Annotated in this window: 13 protein-coding genes and 1 pseudogene; 5 read left to right on the top strand and 9 right to left on the bottom strand. The window is 69.0% G+C overall.

Annotation, left to right across the window (positions count from 1 at the left end; all coding sequences use genetic code 11):
* Nucleotides 1-296: 296 nt before the first annotated feature.
* The 4 genes and pseudogenes from ACFPQ9_RS39735 to ACFPQ9_RS39720 all read left to right on the top strand — a co-directional run bounded on the left by ACFPQ9_RS39735 (nucleotide 297) and on the right by ACFPQ9_RS39720 (nucleotide 5,474).
* Nucleotides 297-2,309, top strand: coding sequence for a hypothetical protein (locus ACFPQ9_RS39735; RefSeq protein ID WP_380864329.1), 2,013 nt, complete (start codon nucleotides 297-299; stop codon nucleotides 2,307-2,309).
* 86 nt (nucleotides 2,310-2,395) lie between these two features.
* Nucleotides 2,396-3,040, top strand: a complete 645-nt coding sequence (locus ACFPQ9_RS39730; RefSeq protein ID WP_380864327.1) for a DUF6461 domain-containing protein — start codon at nucleotides 2,396-2,398, stop codon at nucleotides 3,038-3,040.
* Between the two features lie 800 nt (nucleotides 3,041-3,840).
* Nucleotides 3,841-5,062, top strand: a pseudogene (locus ACFPQ9_RS39725) (PP2C family protein-serine/threonine phosphatase).
* Nucleotides 5,022-5,474 (top strand): ATP-binding protein, encoded by a 453-nt coding sequence (locus ACFPQ9_RS39720; RefSeq protein ID WP_380864326.1) that lies wholly within the window; start codon nucleotides 5,022-5,024, stop codon nucleotides 5,472-5,474. Before ACFPQ9_RS39725 ends, ACFPQ9_RS39720 begins: the two are co-directional and overlap by 41 nt.
* A gap of 137 nt (nucleotides 5,475-5,611) precedes the next feature.
* On the opposite strand, the gene ACFPQ9_RS39715 is transcribed toward ACFPQ9_RS39720, so the two are convergent.
* From ACFPQ9_RS39715 to ACFPQ9_RS39685, 7 genes are all read right to left on the bottom strand, one after another.
* Nucleotides 5,612-7,606 carry an acetoacetate--CoA ligase gene (locus ACFPQ9_RS39715; RefSeq protein WP_380864325.1) on the bottom strand — a complete coding sequence of 665 codons (1,995 nt, stop codon included), beginning with the start codon at nucleotides 7,604-7,606 and terminating at the stop codon, nucleotides 5,612-5,614.
* A gap of 28 nt (nucleotides 7,607-7,634) precedes the next feature.
* Nucleotides 7,635-8,213, bottom strand: a complete 579-nt coding sequence (locus tag ACFPQ9_RS39710; RefSeq protein WP_380864323.1) for an RBBP9/YdeN family alpha/beta hydrolase — start codon at nucleotides 8,211-8,213, stop codon at nucleotides 7,635-7,637.
* Nucleotides 8,210-9,556 carry an MFS transporter gene (locus ACFPQ9_RS39705; protein WP_380864321.1) on the bottom strand — a complete coding sequence of 449 codons (1,347 nt, stop codon included), beginning with the start codon at nucleotides 9,554-9,556 and terminating at the stop codon, nucleotides 8,210-8,212. Before ACFPQ9_RS39705 ends, ACFPQ9_RS39710 begins: the two co-directional genes overlap by 4 nt.
* Before the next feature lie 68 nt (nucleotides 9,557-9,624).
* Nucleotides 9,625-10,539: a TauD/TfdA dioxygenase family protein gene (locus tag ACFPQ9_RS39700; RefSeq protein WP_380864319.1), complete on the bottom strand. Its 915-nt coding sequence runs from the start codon at nucleotides 10,537-10,539 to the stop codon at nucleotides 9,625-9,627.
* Nucleotides 10,540-10,583: 44 nt separating this feature from the next.
* Nucleotides 10,584-11,558 carry a quinone oxidoreductase family protein gene (locus ACFPQ9_RS39695; protein ID WP_380864317.1) on the bottom strand — a complete coding sequence of 325 codons (975 nt, stop codon included), beginning with the start codon at nucleotides 11,556-11,558 and terminating at the stop codon, nucleotides 10,584-10,586.
* 65 nt (nucleotides 11,559-11,623) lie between these two features.
* Nucleotides 11,624-12,676: a beta-keto acid cleavage family enzyme gene (locus ACFPQ9_RS39690; protein WP_380864315.1), complete on the bottom strand. Its 1,053-nt coding sequence runs from the start codon at nucleotides 12,674-12,676 to the stop codon at nucleotides 11,624-11,626.
* 349 nt (nucleotides 12,677-13,025) lie between these two features.
* Nucleotides 13,026-14,048 carry an AraC family transcriptional regulator gene (locus ACFPQ9_RS39685; protein ID WP_380864313.1) on the bottom strand — a complete coding sequence of 341 codons (1,023 nt, stop codon included), beginning with the start codon at nucleotides 14,046-14,048 and terminating at the stop codon, nucleotides 13,026-13,028.
* Between the two features lie 168 nt (nucleotides 14,049-14,216).
* Between ACFPQ9_RS39685 and ACFPQ9_RS39680 the strand changes: the two genes are divergently transcribed.
* Nucleotides 14,217-15,284: a TauD/TfdA family dioxygenase gene (locus tag ACFPQ9_RS39680; RefSeq protein ID WP_380864312.1), complete on the top strand. Its 1,068-nt coding sequence runs from the start codon at nucleotides 14,217-14,219 to the stop codon at nucleotides 15,282-15,284.
* Between the two features lie 216 nt (nucleotides 15,285-15,500).
* On the opposite strand, the gene ACFPQ9_RS39675 is transcribed toward ACFPQ9_RS39680, so the two are convergent.
* Nucleotides 15,501-15,830 (bottom strand): TfoX/Sxy family protein, encoded by a 330-nt coding sequence (locus ACFPQ9_RS39675; protein WP_380864310.1) that lies wholly within the window; start codon nucleotides 15,828-15,830, stop codon nucleotides 15,501-15,503.
* Nucleotides 15,831-15,837: 7 nt separating this feature from the next.
* Nucleotides 15,838-16,287 carry an SRPBCC family protein gene (locus ACFPQ9_RS39670; protein ID WP_380864308.1) on the bottom strand — a complete coding sequence of 150 codons (450 nt, stop codon included), beginning with the start codon at nucleotides 16,285-16,287 and terminating at the stop codon, nucleotides 15,838-15,840.
* Nucleotides 16,288-16,312: the final 25 nt, after the last annotated feature.

Genomic DNA, 16,312 nt, shown 5'->3' with positions numbered 1-16,312 from the left:
TCAGCCGGGGCCGTGAACCCACCGCGGTACTGGAACCGCTGATGGCACTTCGATGTGAATCAAATTCCCCTTCAAAACGCTCAGGTGCCTTCACGGCTCCCTCACAGGATCGTGACCCCACAGTGCACAACCGTGCCCATCGTCACGTCCACCACATCCCGGTTCCTGGCGTGTGCCCCGGTTGATGCAACTTGCCGCCCTAGGTCGCAAGTTCATAGAACAGCAGTGCGACGAACTGCAACCGACGAGCCTCGCTCAGAGGGAACACGTGGGCGGGGCCAGAGGGGAAACTTCTCTTGTCCGGAAGCTTATTAGGCAGAAGACGCATCCTGTCGAAACTCGCCCTCGGCGCCTGCTCGATCCTGCTTCTGGGATCCGGCGGCGTGGCCGCCGCAGCCGACAGCGGTGATGGCACTCCCGATTGGGACTATGCGCCGTCCTCCCGGCCTGCGGCGGGCCCTGAGGCCCTCGCCAAGGCCAACGACAACCGGCCCGTCTCAGGCAAGAACCTCAGGGCCGGCCCGCCGTTCACCAAGGACTCGGCTGGCGTGTGGCAGGCCAATCGCACCAACGTCACACTGCGCAACACCGTCACTGACGCCGATGGCGACGCGGCGAACTTGACCTTCCAGGTCTACACGACGGACGCCGCCGGCAATCCGAAGGACCAGGTCAAACTCACCGACCCTGACACCGGTCAACCCGCCGCGTACGGTGTGATCGTGTCCGATTTCGTGACGTCCGGCGGAACGGCGCAGGTCACCATCAGGTACGGCGACTTGAAGCCGAACACCACTTATGCGTTCCGTACCAGCGCCTACGACGGCAGCCTGTACGAGACCAATTGGTCGTCATGGGCGAAGTTCCACACCCGCGGCCGGGCGGTGAGTATCACCCTGCCCGAGCCGAAGAAGGACGCTCCGGCGGTCAATCAGGACGGCTACCAGGAGCCGCAGAAGATCGCCCAGCCGTCCATTGAAGCGGTGCCTCCAACCGACCCGCCCATCGGCCGTAGTGCTTCGGATGGCTGGAACTGCGGCGAGCTGAACGAGACGACGGGGATTCAGCCGTGCTCGCGGCTGGTGCCGGACTCCAGCAAGAAGATCCGCGACGCCCTCACCAAGGGGACGAACGGGGTGAGGGCGCCGCTGCCTCACCTGGTCGATTGGTGTGCAAACCTGGCCGGCTCACACATCAAGCGCTATGAGGCGTGCGTCGGAAGCTTCAACTACGAGTACGAGGGCATCGTCATCAAGGACGGAAGGCCCACCGGTGAAGTCTTGAACGCCTCGTGGGCGGTCGGCCAGGAGGTGAAACTGGCGGGAACCTCGGCGACGTTCACGCAGCAACTGGTCCTCGTGCCGGTGGCGATCGACCCGAAGTTCGGGTCGGTGACGCTCAACGTGGAGTTCGACTGCCTCCTGGCCGACCGGTGCTCCAACGGTCCGCAGTCGTGGAACGGGGCGCTGGTGTGGACGGGGGCGGATCCGTTCTCACACTCCGCGGTCGGGAAGATCGACCACACCTGGAACGCGGCGAACAACGCGGACACGCTGAACCTGTCCACGAAGATCACTGCCTATTCGCCGGTGGCGACCGCGGCCGCCATGCGGTGGCAGGCCGATGGTGCGCAGATCCGCTGCGACAAGATTTCCTCCACCACGCCGGGTTGCACCTTCTACAAGTACATACCGACGTGGGTGATGAACTTCGCCAAGACGCCGCCGGCCGTCGCGCACGCGTGGCTGATGCAGGCCAAACTGCCCAACCACCCCGGCAGTGAGGCAGCCAAGAAGCCGCTGTTCTACCTGCCTGCCGCGTCAAAGAACGCGCACAACCGCGACCCGGACGACAACCGCAAGGTGATCTGCCCTGACGGATGGGCGGCCACCTACGGCAACCCGGAAGCCACCACGGTTCCCGAGATCAGCGCGGGCGACAAGGCGTCGTGTGACGAGTTCGCCTACGCCTCTACTTACAATTCCGGCGGCATGCCCGCCAGCATGGGCGGCATGAACGAGGTCGACACCGGCAACGACTGCGTGCAGACCTACGCCACCCGGGTCAAGCAGGGCGAATGGCACCTGTACGACGACCTCCGTGCGGCTGCTCCGACATGGAAGGAAGTGTGTGGCCGCTCGGCCATGTCGGGATGGATCAACTCCACCTCGATGGGGGGAGCGTTCAGCTCGGGCTTCTCGACCAAGTACCGGATGCTGGACAAGGACCCGTACTGGGTGGACTTCCCCCAGTTCGCGCACTGCGATGCGTCCAAGGTGACCGTGGCCTGCACGGTACCCAAGCCATGACAGGTTGCTGACCGCTGGTGGGGCACCGCACCGGGTTCTCGCTGTGCCCCACCAGCCCACGTTGTGTACGGAAGGAGCTATCGGCAATGCCCGACAGCCTCGCATTGATCGCCGACGCCTGGCACAGCCCGAACCTGAACGCCACCGACTTGTACATCACCTGCGCCCGCGGCCTCAGCCCTCAGCAACTGGCTGAACGCATGGCCGACCATGAGCCTGTCGAGATCGGGCCTGCCCTCACCATCCAGGAAGCGTCCCGCATGGTCGACCTTACGCATGTCTACTGCGTAGGCCGCATCGGCCAGAGTGGCGACTGGTCGTTCATCGTGGAGTGCGGGGGCAGCGAAGGCTGGGCCCTGGACCCGGCAGTGTCCCGCGGCGGCGCCGAGGTGCTGATCTTCGACCCACGGCCGGACGATCCGCCTTCCTTGTTCAGGTACCTCGCCGACGGTGAGGTTCAGCTGCACTTCGAGTTGGGCTTCGGTTACGACCCCGCCGGAGCCCAGCCTGACCTGCTGCGCCCGGCGCTGGAAGCGGCCGGAGTCATCCCGCCGGAAGGCTCCATCGATGACCTGCTCGGCGCGGACGAGGAACTGTCGCCTGTCGAACAGAAGCGCCGGGTATTGCAGGTCGTCGGTGAGCATTTCGGGCTGTTACTGCCGCGGCAGGTGATCGAGCACGGGCAGCTTCCTGCCGTGGTCACCCGCACCTCACCTCCCTCCTCCTGGTGACCACGAGCGTGCTTGGAGATCCGACCAGGCGGCCAAGGGGCGCAGCATCGGTCACGTCCACGGAAGTGACTGCGAGTTCCAGCTTGCCGGCGGATTCCCGATCCGGCGAGGCCGTCCCATGCTCCATCTCCGGCCGTCGACTGCGCGTGCGGGGTCGAGGCCGACCTGAGGCCGGTAGGTGTTCATCCCGTCGAAGTCGAGGGTACGGTGCCGGTGCGTGGCCAGCCCGCACGCGAGTTTCTTGCACCTGGTCCAGCGCGAGAGCACGTTCCGCGAAGTGGTGGAGACCTGAAGCTTGACCTACCCCGCTGGGCGCCTCCTACCGCTGACGCGGCCTGGTTGGTGTCCACCATGCATGGGTTGCGGCGTGTGCCCCTGGGCAAACCCGGAGCGGGCGGATCCGCGCACGCTCCTTGCTCGCTGCCGTCCATGCCTCTGCTTCGGCCCGGGCCTTGCTGCCAGAGCGCGGCGCGCGGCTGCGGGTCGTGATCCCGACTTTGCCGGACGTGATGGTCGCTGGCCTGCCCCGCGGTGCCGCCGAGTATCTTGCCCACTGTGGCGGGCCCGAGTCGCTGCGCTGACCTGACAGCTGACCGTGGCGCTACACGTCGCCCGGTGCCGCGCGCTGCGCTCAGCTAGACGTGACCTGTGACGTTTCGACCTCCTAGCACGATGTGGTCGGCCTGCATACGGGCCCCTGCCATAGGGGCAGTGTGATAGCGCGTGACATGTGAGGAACCTCCGTCGGCAGTGTTTCGGTGGGGGTTCCGTGTGTGGTGGTACGTGCGCGGCGTTCCGACATGGCGACAGTGGACGTGCTCGACGACGTCCTCCGCGGCGAGGCGCCACCGCCCGGACCGATGGACCCGCAGACGGTCCTTCGGCGTGCGGCCTCCCAGCCTGCTGCAGCAACGGTGGCACGGTCGGTCTCCACGGTAGGCGAGGCCACCCTGCCCCACTCGTCCCCTCACACGCGGCACCTCGCCGAGATGGTCCCCTGCCTGGTACCGCATCTGGAAGCCACCACCGAGAGGCCCATGGACGATTCGAACCGAGAAGAGCTGATCGGACGGGCAGCCCACTCCCTGATGGTGGTGCCACTCACCGCCCGTGGGATTGCGCCGGGCCTGGCCAGCTTCTACCGGACCACGACCATCGACCCGTTCGACGAAGACGACCTCACGCTCGCCACAGAACTCACCGGTCGGGCAGCTGTGTGCATCGACAACGCGCGGCGCTACACCCGGGAACTCAACGCCGCCCTCATCCTGCAGCGCAGCCTGCTGCCTCGGGTTCTCCCAGATCTCAGCCCGGTTGAGGTGGCCTGGCGACACCTCTCGCAGCACGCCGACGGTGACTGGTTCGATGTCATGCCGTTGTCCGGGGCGCGAGTGGCCCTCGTGGTGGGCCATGTGCCGGGACACGGCATGCACGCCGCCGCGGTCATGGGACGACTGCGCACCGCAGTCCATACCCTCGCCGCGCAGGACAAGGCTCCCGACGAGCTGCTGGCCCATCTCGACGACTTGGTCGCCGGAACGTTCACGGACCAGGCACCCAGGGACAGGCCCCTCATGGAACGGGCAGCCGGAGCAACCTGCGTCTACGCGGCCGGAGGTCCCCACCGGGCCGCCGCTGGGCAGCGGCACCCCGTCGTACGAGACCCTGGAACTCGAGCTACCCGAGGGCACCACCATCGCCCTCTACAACGAAGGGCTTGCCCGGGCCGACGCGGGTGCCCCGCAGCGAGAGCCGGCACGCCTGCGCCACGCCCTCGCCAACCCCTTCCGAGCGCTGGACGACTGCGAGACCGCCATCCAGGCAGGGGAGTCACCGCGGCACGATGAAGACGTCGTGCTGCTCCTGGCGCAGACCCCACGCCCTCGACCCGGACCAGGTCGCCACGTGGACTCTGCCACCTGGCCCCGCCATAGTCGCCACATCGCGCACCCTGGCAAGCAGGCAGCTGAGCACCTGGAACGTGGAGGAACTCACCTTCACCACCGAACTGATAGTCAGTGAACTGGTCACCAACGCCATCCGATACGGCTCCGGCCCCATCCAGTTGCGCCTCATCCGTGACCGAGCCCTGATATGCGAAGTCTCTGACGGGCGCAGCACTGCCCCGCACCTGCGATATGCCCATGCCGCGGACGAGGGCGGCCGCGGACTCTTCCTTGTCGCCCAGCTCGCCGGCCGCTGGGAACCCGCTACGCCGCCCGAGGCAAGACCATCTGGGCCGAGCAGGCGCTGGGGCAATGGAACAAGGCTCATAGGGATCTTCACACTTCCTGCGGCGTCGGACTCACCAGTGGCACCCCGGCACGAATTCTTGGCAACGGGTCGAGCGGACGACGAGATCACGGAGCCGGTCCGGCGTGCGGATTTCTGGAGGCCGTCGACCGTACCGGCGACGGTGTCAGGACATCGCTGAGTTCTCGACGCTCAAGTGACGCTCGACCGTGTGCGGCTCGGCTGAAGGTCTGCTCAGGGCAACGTGGTCCGAATCGGCGCGGTGCGGCTGCCGGAGGCGGCGATGCGAGGAAGCCGGTACAGCTGAGGGCGGTGGGCTCATCCGTCCGGGGCCGAACGGGCGGCGAAGTCCGCGAACCAGGCGAGCATCTCGGAGTGCGTCACCGATCCAGCGCTGCTGACGTCGGCGACGGGGGAACCCTGGAGGATTCGCTTGACGGGTACTTCGAGCTTCTTGCCGGTGAGCGTGCGCGGGACGGCGGGGATCTGCACGATCACGTCGGGCACATGGCGCGGGGACAGGCGGCGTTTGAGGGCCGCGGTGATGCGTTCGCGCAGTCCGTCGTCGAGTGTGATGCCGTGAGCCGTGACGACGAAGAGCGGCATGAAGTATCCGCCGTCCGGCTGTTCCACGCCGATGACGAGGCTGTCCGCGACGCCGGGGAGCTGTTCCACCACCGCGTAGATGTCGGCGGAACCCATCCGTACGCCCATGCGGTTGAGGGTGGAGTCGGAGCGGCCGGCGACGACGACCGAGAGGTCCGCGTCGATCGTGACCCAGTCGCCGTGCCGCCAGATCCCGGGGTAGACGTCGAAGTAGGCGGCACGATAGCGGGTGCGGTCGGGGTCGCCGACGAAGTGGAGGGGCATGGACGGCAGCGGCGCGGTCACCACCAGCTCGCCCTGTTCACCCGTCAGAGGCTGTCCGCAGGGGTCCCAGGAGGCCAGCGCGACGCCGAGCGCGGGGCACTGGATCCGGCCCTCGTGTACGGGCAGCAGGGCGGAACCGCCCGCGAGAACGGAGCAGACGTCGGTGCCGCCGCAGATCGACTGCAGCCAGATGCCGGGGGCGAACCTTTCGTAGACCCACCGCCAGGTGCTGGACGGCAGGGACGATCCGGTCTGGAGGATGGAACGCAGTCGCTTCAGATCGAGCTCGGCGGCGGGATGCGTCCCGGACTTCTCGACGGCCGTTAGGTAGGCCGCGCCCACGCCGACCATGGTGGCACCGGTCTGTTCCGCGATCCGCCAGGCCCCGTTGACGTCCGGAAAGGTGGGGCTGCCGTCGTACAGGATGATCGTGCTGCCGTGCAGCAGCCCGCCGACGAGGAAGTTCCAGACCATCCAGCTCGTGGACGTGAGGAAGAGATAACGGTCGTCGGGGCGTAGGTCCGCGCCCAGGCCGAGTGCCTTGAGCAGTTCGACCACGATGCCACCGTGACCTTGAACGATCCCCTTGGGTATCCCGGTGGTCCCCGATGACCACAGGATCCACAACGGGTGGTCGAAGGGCACGTCGGCGAACTCCAGTGGTGCTTCTGCGGCCGGCAGGGCGGACCATGCGTGCTGTTCGAGTCCGGGGCGTGCCGACCAGGGCTCGGTCGGCGCCGTGAAGAGGTTGTCGACCGCGAGGACGTGACGGAGCGTGGGCAGTCCGTCCGCGAGCTCGGCGACCTCCGGGCGCCTGTCGTACGTCTTGCCGCCGTAGCGGTATCCGTCCGCGGCCACGAGGACGGCCGGCCGCGCCTGCTGGAGCCGTGCGAGCACACTGGGCGTGCCGAAGTCCGGGGAACACGCCGTCCATACGGCGCCGACGGCGGCGGTGGCCAGCAGGGCGACCACGGTCTGCGGGAGGTTGGGGAGGTATCCGGCCACGCAGTCGCCGGGGCCGACGCCCATGCGGCGCAGGGCCGCGGCGACATCCGCGACCTGGCGGCGCAGCTCCCGCCACGCAGTCTCCACGGGTGTGCCGCCCTCAGCCACGCTGACCAGCGCCGGACGGGCGTCCGTTGCCTGGGCGAGGCACCGCTCGGCGAAGTTCAGCCGGGCGCCGGGAAACCAGACGGCGCCCGGCATCGACGCGTCGCGCAGTACCTCGTCGTACCGGGTGACCGAGTCCAGACCGTAGAACTCCCACACCGCCGACCAGAAGCCGGGCAGGTCCGTGGAGCTCCAGCGCCACAGTGCGGCGTAGTCGGAGAAGTGCAGCCCCCGCGTCTCGCTCACCCAGTCCATGAAGCACGCGACGTTGGAGTCCTCCAACTCGCGGCGACCGGGAGACCACAGCAGGTCGGCGGGGGTGTCGGTGTCCATCGTTGCCTTTCGCGAGGGCCGCACGGGATCAGCTCTGTTCGAGCTCGCGGAGCAGTTCTTCGGCGTCCGGCCAAGGGCCGTACCCGGCTGCGGGGTTGAGGTGGCCGACCTCGCCGAGTTCCACGAGGCGGCCGGTCCAGTTCCGGGCCAGCTCGGCGACGCGGTCGAGGGCGCCCAGGGGGTCGTTCGAGCTGGCCGCGACGATGCTGGGGAAGGGCAGGGGGGAGCGGGGTACCGGTGTCCAGCCGTTGTCGTCGAGCACCTCGGAGGTGGGGTAGCCCTCCGGCAGGGGCCGCTCGAAGTCCGGCGGGGTCACCAGCAGCGCCCCCCGCACCTGGGCCTCGTGCCACTGGGCCCAGTGGACGGTGGTGATCACTCCTGCGCTGTGGGCGACCAGCACGACCGGCCCGGCGATCTCCGAGATCACCTTGTCCAGTGCGGCGACCTGAGCCATGCGGCTCAGCCGGTCCCGCGTCAGAGGGGGAACGGTGCGGACCGTTCGCCCGGCCTCGGCGAGCCGGGCCGCCAGCAGGGTCTGCCAGTGTTCCTCCACGTGGTCGCGCAGGCCGGGGACGATCACGATCGCCGGCTCGGTGGTACGGCTCATGCGGACGGCTCCGATTCCTCAGGCTCCGATTCCTTCGGCTCCGCCACCGGGGCGAGCCCGGTCAGACGGCGCAGATCGCGGCCGTAGTGGTGGCGGCCGGTCAGGAAGCACCCCGTGGCCGCGATCGCCACCAGCGGGACGAGTTGGAGCGCGCCGAGCAGACCGAGCCGGTCGGCGAGCGCGCCGGTGACCGCGGGGCCGGGGGCCAGTCCGAGCAGGCTCTGGGCCAGCGTGAGCGTGGCGAAAGCCGTCGCGGCAATGGCCGCGGGGGTCAGGTTCGCCACCATCGCGGCCCCCGGCCCGGCCGTTCCGGCGCACAGCAGGGCTCCGAGTGCCAGCACCAGCAGCTGCGCCTGGCCGGCCGGCAGACGGAACGCGGTCATCAGCAGGACGAGGGAGCCCACGCTGCAGCCGATGGCGACGGTCCACTTGTGGATCGGGGCGCGTCGGCTGATCCGGTCCGAGGCGATTCCGCCGAGGATCATGCCGACTCCGATGACCAGGGCGAAGAGTCCCGCGGTCGCGCCCGCCTTCGCGGTGGGCAGGTCGTAGTAGCGGTTGAAGTAGCTGGGCAGCCAGGCGATCAGGGCGCCCGCGATGAACAGTTGCAGACCGCTGCCGATGTAGGCGCTGACCACCGAGACGGAGGAGAACAGCCGGGGCAGGAGCACACGCAGAGCCGCACGCTCCTCGGCTGCGGGCTTCTGCGGGTTCAGCCGCTTCTCCCTTACGACCACGGCGTAGACGCCCGCGAGCACCAGCCCGAGGACGCCCATCACGCCGAACGCCCAGCGCCAGCCGTACGCCTGGGCCACGGCACCGCCGATGGACATGCCCAGGACCGAGCCGAAGGCGCCACCGGCGATGAAGGCCCCCGACAGCGTCGCCCGCAGCGCGCCCGGGAAGACGCTGAGGACCACGGCGATGCCGACACTGCCGTACGCGGCCTCACCGACGCCGACGCAGAGCCGGCCGACGAACATCTGGCCGTAGCTCGCCGCCACCGCGCAGCCGAGCGTCGCCAGGCTCCACATCGTGGCCGCGATGACCAGGAACCGCACCCGGCCCCAGCGGTCGGCCAGCAGCGAGAGGGGGAAAGTGAGCAGACCGACCATCAGTGCCACGATGCCGCTGAGGGAGCCCAGCCGGGCGTCCGAGAGCAGCCAGTCGGCCTTCAGCATCGGGAAGACGGCGTTGAGGACCTGCCGGGACATGTAGTCCGAGAGCAGGAGTCCGAAACTCAGTGCAAAGACGACCCAGGCGTAGCGCCGGGAGCCGGGCCACTCCGAGGAACCGGATGCGGTTCTGCCCGGGGTGGGTTCCGCAGTGGTGAGAAACCCCATTGTCATCACCTCAACTGCTGTGGAAGGGAAGCTGCTGTGGAAGACGCTTTGGAAAGAAGAGGGAAGGGTCAGAACGGTCTGTCGCCGACGATTCCGGCGCGCTCCATCTTGCGGACGGCGGGCCAGTAGTCCTGGACGGCGTAGTGCTGGGTGGAGCGGTTGTCCCAGATGGCGACGCTGTTGGGTGTCCAGCGCCAGCGCACCTGGTACTCGGGGACGGCCGCCTGGCTGATCAGGTAGTTCAGCAGGAGGCCCGCGCCGGGGGCGTAGTCCTGCCCGAAGCGCACGTTCTCGGGTGTGTGGTAGTTGACGAAGTGCGTGGTGAAGGCGTTGACGAACAGGATCTGTTCGCCGGTCTCGGGGTGGGTGCGCACCACCGGGTGCTCCGCGTCGGGGAACTGAGCCTTGAGCGCGTGACGCCTCTCCTGCGGCATGACGGCGCCGAAGGTGGCCTCGATGCTGTGCCGGGCCCGCAGGTCCTGGATCTGGGTCTTGATGTGCTCCGGAAGCCGGCGGTGGGCCTCGGCCATGTTGACCCAGATCGTGTCGCCGCCCACCGGGGGCGACTCGATGCAGCGCAGTACCGCGCCCATGGAGGGGTTCCCGCGCCAGGTGCCGTCGGTGTGGAGCGCGTTCTCGTAGTGCTCCGCCGGGCTGTCCAGGTCCTTGTAGATCCGCACCAGGCCGGGGTGGTCCGGGTCGCTGCCGGCCACCGGGTGATCCTCCAGCGGGCCGAAACGCCCGGCGAAGGCGACGTGCTCGGCGCGTGTGATGTCCTGGTCCCGCAGGAACAGAACCTTGTACTGCAGGAGCAGGGCCCTGATCTCGGCGAACAGCTCGTCGTCGCGCGAGGCATCGCCGAGGTCCACGCCGGTGAGTTCGGCGCCGATCGTGCAGGTCAGCGGTTCGACCTTGATCGAGCCGCGGGAGTGGGCGCGCACCAGCGTGGGCGCGCCCTGCGGTGCAGCGAGAGTCTTCTCCATCGTGCTTCTCCAGGAGAGGTTGGCGGGGATGGTCCCGCGGGGGCTCAGGGGACGAAGACGGACGATCCTGTGGTCCGCCCCGACTCCAGCTCGCGGTGCGCCATTACGGCGTCCTCGAGCGCGTAGCGCTGATTGACCTCGATGACGATGCGGCCGGAGGCGACGTGGTCGAACAGCTCGCCCGCCAGCTCCGCCCGTTCCGCCGGGTCGGCGATGTAGTCGGCGAGCGCCGGCCGGGTGACGAACAGGGAGCCGCTGACGGCCAGTTGCATAGCGTCGATGGGCGGCACGGGCCCGGAGGCCGTACCGAAGCAGACGAGCAGACCGCGGCGCCGGAGTGAGGCGAGCGAGGCGGCGTAGGTGGTCCGGCCGACGCTGTCGAAGGCGACCGGGACCCCGGCGCCGTCGGTCAATTCGCGCACCCGCTCGGCCACGTTCTCCCGCCGGTAGTGGATGACGTGGTCGCAGCCGTGCGCGCGGGCGGTCTCGGCCTTCTCCTCGGTGGAGACGGTGCCGATGACTCTCAGCCCGAGCAGCTTGGCCCACTGGCAGACGATGAGGCCGACGCCGCCCGCCGCCGCGGTCAGCAGGATCGTGTCGCCGGCCTGCAACGGGTGGATCCTGCGCAGCAGATACGCGGAGGTGAGACCGCGCATGGTCATCGCGGCGGCGGTCTCGAAGCCGATGCCGTCCGGCAGCCGGATCAGCGAGTCGGCGGGCATGACCCGCTGCGTGCTGTAGGCGCCGAGCGGGCTTCCGGTGTACGTCACCCGGTCGCCCTCGGCGACGTGGGTGACGCCCTCGCCCACCGCCTCGACCACCCCTGCCGCCTCGACGCCCAGCCCGGCGGGCAGCTGCGCGGGATACAGGCCGCTGCGGAAGTAGGTGTCGGCGAAGTTGAGTCCGACGGCTTCGTGCCGGATCCGTACCTCGCCCGGGCCGGGGTCGCCGACGACGACCTCTTCCCAGCGCAGGACGTCGGGAGCGCCGGTCTCCTTGAAGCGAATGGCGTGAGCCATGGACGTGCTCCGTTGTTCGTGACAGGTGGGGGAGGGGATGGGGCGCCGGTGGTTCCGTGCCGCGATCAGGCGTCGCGCAGCATGAAGCCGCGCCGGCCGGGACGGCGGTTGGGCACCATGCCGAGGCGGGCCAGCGTCTCGTCGGCGTCGGAGTAGTACTCGCCGAGCTGGTAGATCTTCTTGGCCTCGGCGCCGGTCGCGATGTCGCGGCCGAGGGCCTCGGAGATCTGCACCATCTGCTCGATCTGCTCGACGGTGGTCATCCGCTCGCCCTTGCGCCGCCAGAGGTTGTCCTCGTTGCCCACGCGCACGTGGACGCCGAGCGCAATGCCGATCGCGTTCATCGGAGCGACCGCGCGCATGGAGCTCTCGATGGTGAGTACGGCGCCGTCTGGGGTGCGGCGCACGAACTCGATCAGGTCGGCGGGGTGACGGCCCGCGAAACCGCCGCCGATGGCCACGTAGTTGAGGATCAGCGGACCCGTGTGAATGCCGGCCCGGATGAGCCGTTCCACGGTTTCGAGCTGGGCCAGCGTGGCGAGCTGGAAGTGCGGCTGGATGCCGTTCGCGCGCAGCCGCTTCAGGTGCTCCAGATAGAAGTCCGGGCCCGCCTCGACGACCATGTCGCGGTAGGCCTTGTAGTACTCGGGCTTCGCGATCGAGGTGCCCTCCAGGTCGTCGTCGGTCATGATCTCGACGATGTTCATCTGGCTGGTGTTGATCGCGATCGTCACCTGGTCCGGCGCGGGGGTGAGGTCGGCCAGCAGGTGGCGGGTGTCGTAGCTCAGCCACTTCGCCTCGCTGCCCTCGTCCTCCGGGGCGAACGAGATCGAGCCGCCGATCTGCAGCACCATGTCCGGCACCGCGTCGCGCAGCCGGCCCAGCAGCTCGTTGAACATGGACATCCGCTTGGAGCCCTTGCCGTCGAGCTCACGTACATGGATGTGGAGCACGGTCGCGCCGGCGTTGTAGCAGTCGACGGCCGCCTGGACGTGCTCGTCCATCGTCAGGGGAAGGTCGTCGGCGTCTCCGGGCAGCCACTCCGGCCCGTAGGGAGCGGCCTGGATCACCAGCTTCTCCTGGTTCTCCGGGAAAAGTGAGTCGTCGTGGAAGTGCACGGTCCGTCTCCTTTGTGCGATCGGTGATCATCCGCCGGGGCATCGCCGGTGAGATGTGCGATGGGCGATGCGAGGGGCCGAGATGTCCGGCGAGGATCGATGCGGGAAACCGTGGGACAGGGGCCCAGGACGGCCCCCGGTCCGCTCGACCAGGTCCGGAGGAGAGGTGCACAGGGGAAGTCCACCGACTCCTCCGGCGGTCGACCGCGTCTCTGCGGTCCTGCCAAGGTAGGGCGGGTGATCGCTGATCGCTTGACCATCGGGGACGGATTACTTGCCATTTGGGGACGTCGTGGCGGTGTGCCGAGCGCATGGCGCGACCGCTGTCGATTCCGTCCCGCCTCGGGTATCAGTCCTGACCTGGGCGTTTCTGCCGGCTCTGCCTGCTGCGCCACGCCCTCGGGCTGCACCCGAACCGCTCGCTGAACCAGCGCGAGAAGGCGCTCAGCGATGAGAAGCCGAGCAGGTCGGAGATCTCCGTCAACGAGCGCCGCGGGTTGGCGACGAACTGCTCCGCGAGGTCCATGCGGGTGGCGTTGAGGAGCGAGGAGAACGTCACGCCCGAGGAGGCCAGCTGGCGGTGGACGGTGCGCCGGTCGACGCCCAGGCTGCGCGCCACCTGTTCGACCGAGCAGCGCCCACTCGGCAGCAGGACCTCGATCAGCTCCCGCACCTGGTCCCCGACGGTGTCGTCCTTGGGGACCACGATCGACTCGAAGTACTGGCGGGCGTACTCCCGCAGCAGCGGGTCCGCCATCGCGTTGGGCGCGTCGAGGTCGTCGGAGTAGAAGACGATGCCGTCGAACTCGCGGCCGAACTCCACCATGGGCCCGAACGCGCGCCGGTGCGTCGCGGTGTCCGCCGGGGCCGGGTGCCTGAACCAGACGGAGAGCGGCTGCCACTGTGCGCCCAGGAAGCCGCGCAGGATCCGGTGGAAGACGGCGACGGCGAGTTCCGTGGCCTGCCGGGCCTCCATCGCCTCGCCGATCTGCAGGTCGACCTTCAGCGTGGCGAGCCCGTCGCCCTCGGACAGCCGGGCGTGCAGGACCTCGTTGTACATGTGCTGATGACGGATCAGCAGGCCCAAGGCGCTGCGCACGTCGGGTTCCTCGCGGACGACCAGACTGACGGGGCCGAGGTTGGAGAAGCGCCGGAACTCCGCCATCAGCACGCCGAAGTCGTCGTGCCCCGAGGCGGTCGCCGACAGTTCCAGCAGCTGGACGGCGGCCGCGCCGGAGATCCACCGGTCCTGGACCGTGAGGGCGGCGGTGTCCAGGCCCACGCGCTTCATCAGCGCCTGCGGGTCGATGCCCAGCGTGCGGCACAGCTCGACATAGCCGCTGAGGGCTGCGGTGCGGACCAGGGGCTTCATGGGCACACTCCAGGACTGTCCCGGCGTCGTCCCGAAATGAAAAGTCTCATGTCACGCCAGGACAAGCGGGGCGGGGATGCGCAACCTAGCATGGCGCCCGTTCACCGGCCCGGTCCACGTATGGCAACCGCGCCGGGCCGGTGAACGCCCGATGGTACGGAGGCGCACATGACCGGTATGACGGAGACAGGCGAGGCAGCGCACGCGCCCTGCTCGGGGCCCTCGGTGTGGCGTGGCGGGAATCTCGCGAACGACCCCGAGCAGTGGACCGTACGGCTCTCACCGCACCAGCTGGCCGAGATTGACTCCGCCGTGACGGAGGCGCGCAGGCGTGACCGCACCCTGCTGAAGGTGACAGCCGCCGACTTCCCGCTGCCCACGCTCGCCCAGGAGCTGGGACGCATCGCCGAGGTACTGGAGCACGGGCGGGGGTTCGTGCTCGTCAAGGGCATCCCGGTCGAGGAGTTGGGCGAGCCGGCCGCGAGTACGGTCCTGTGGGGCCTGGGTCAGTACCTGGGCCGGCCCGTCCCGCAGAACGCCGACGGGCACCTGCTCGGCCATGTCAGGGACACCGGCCGCAGCCTGGCCGATCCGGCGGCGCGCGGCTACCAGACCCGGGCCGCGCTGCCGTTCCACACCGACGGCGCCGACCTGCTCGCGCTGCTGTCCCTGCGCGGACCCCGCACCGGGGGCCGCACCTCCCTGGTCAGCGCGGCGGTGGTCCACGACACGGTGCTGGCCGGCCGCCCCGATCTGGCCGAGCGGCTGTACCGCACGTACTTCTTCGACCGTCGCGAGGAGCATGCGCCCGAGGAGCCGCCGTACGCCGCCGCCTCGCTCGCCGTCCGGAGAGGCGGCGCACTGAGCATGCGCTACAACCGCTGCTACCTGGAATCCGCCCAGCGCTTCCCTCAGGTGCCGCGTCTGGAACCCGCCGACGTGGAGCTGTTCGACCTCATCGACAACGTGGCGGGCTCGCCGGAGTTCCGGCTCGACATCGACCTCCGCCCCGGCGATCTGCTGCTGCTCAACACTCACACGATCATGCACGCGCGGGCGGAGTTCGAGGACCACGACCGGCCCGAACTCAAGCGCCACCTGCTGCGGCTGTGGCTGGCCCTGCCGCACCGCCCCCGTACCGACGACGCCCTGGCGGGGGTCACCCCGCGCGACGTGATCCGCCGCCGGAATGCCGCGTCGCAGGCCGGGACGACCCCAAGGAGACAGCCGACATGACCAACCTCGCCACGTTCCTGGTGGATTCCGCCGCGGCCCACGGCGATCGCGTCGCCGTGCGCCAACACTCGGGAGGCTGATCCGACGCTCGGCCTGGTGGGGCGTCAGACGTGTTGGGGTGCTGGTCAGGTTGCCTGCGGCGACGGAGGTCTGTCGACGCGGACGGCATGCTCGTCAGGCCTGGACAGATATGCCGTCCATGATCATGTCCCCGCCTCACTTGGGCGGCAGGCCCGCAGCGAAGGCGCGTCCCTCGTCTACCCAGGCGCCGAGCGCCTCGTCCTCCGCGACCGCGGTGCCGTCCACCACGATCCAGCCGCGCATCGGGCGACCGGTCATGTCGAAGATCCGTGCTCCTGATCGTGTCAGCGCCGCGTCTGTCGCCTCCGGACCGACTCTGACCATGAGGTCGTCGCCGGTGACGCCCACGGCCATGTTGCCGCGGTAGAGGAAGGCCAGGCCGCCGAACATGCGTTTCTCGCTGATCTCCGGGTCCGCGCCCAGCCGTTCCCGGATCCGCACGGCGAGTCCTTCATCGTATGCCACCCTCGTCTCACCCCTGTTTCACTAGCCGTGCCTGCAGGTCGCGCAGGTCCTTGACGAGGTTGCCCCGCACCTGGCGTGCGAGCAGTGGGGCGGCGATCCGGTAGAAGCCGCCTTCTCCGCCTCGGACACGAATGCGGGCGAGGGTGCCGTCAGGGTGGGGCTCGAAGCTGTACGTGACGTGCATCGGCATCGGGCCTGCCACCGAGACCATGTCGAGCAGCCCGGGCGGGTCGTACGCGGCGACCCGCAGCACATAGTCGATGCGGCGGCCCAGGAAGTGGGCCGTCCGCGTGACCTCGGCCCCGACGCCGAAACCTCCGCCCTCCGCCTCCCTGGTCAGTTCGGCCGTGCGGATTCCCTGGGTCCACTCGACGTCGTGCCGCCAGTCCATGGCGTAAGCGGCCACCTGCTCGCGCGGCAGCGGGACGACCCGCTCGGCGGTCACGTCGATCCTCATGGCTTCACCCTCCCCGCTCCAGCCC

It is taken from the genome of Streptomyces coerulescens (genome assembly GCF_042657965.1).
Classification (GTDB): domain Bacteria; phylum Actinomycetota; class Actinomycetes; order Streptomycetales; family Streptomycetaceae; genus Streptomyces; species Streptomyces coerulescens.
This window is presented reverse-complemented; position numbering and strand designations above follow the sequence as displayed.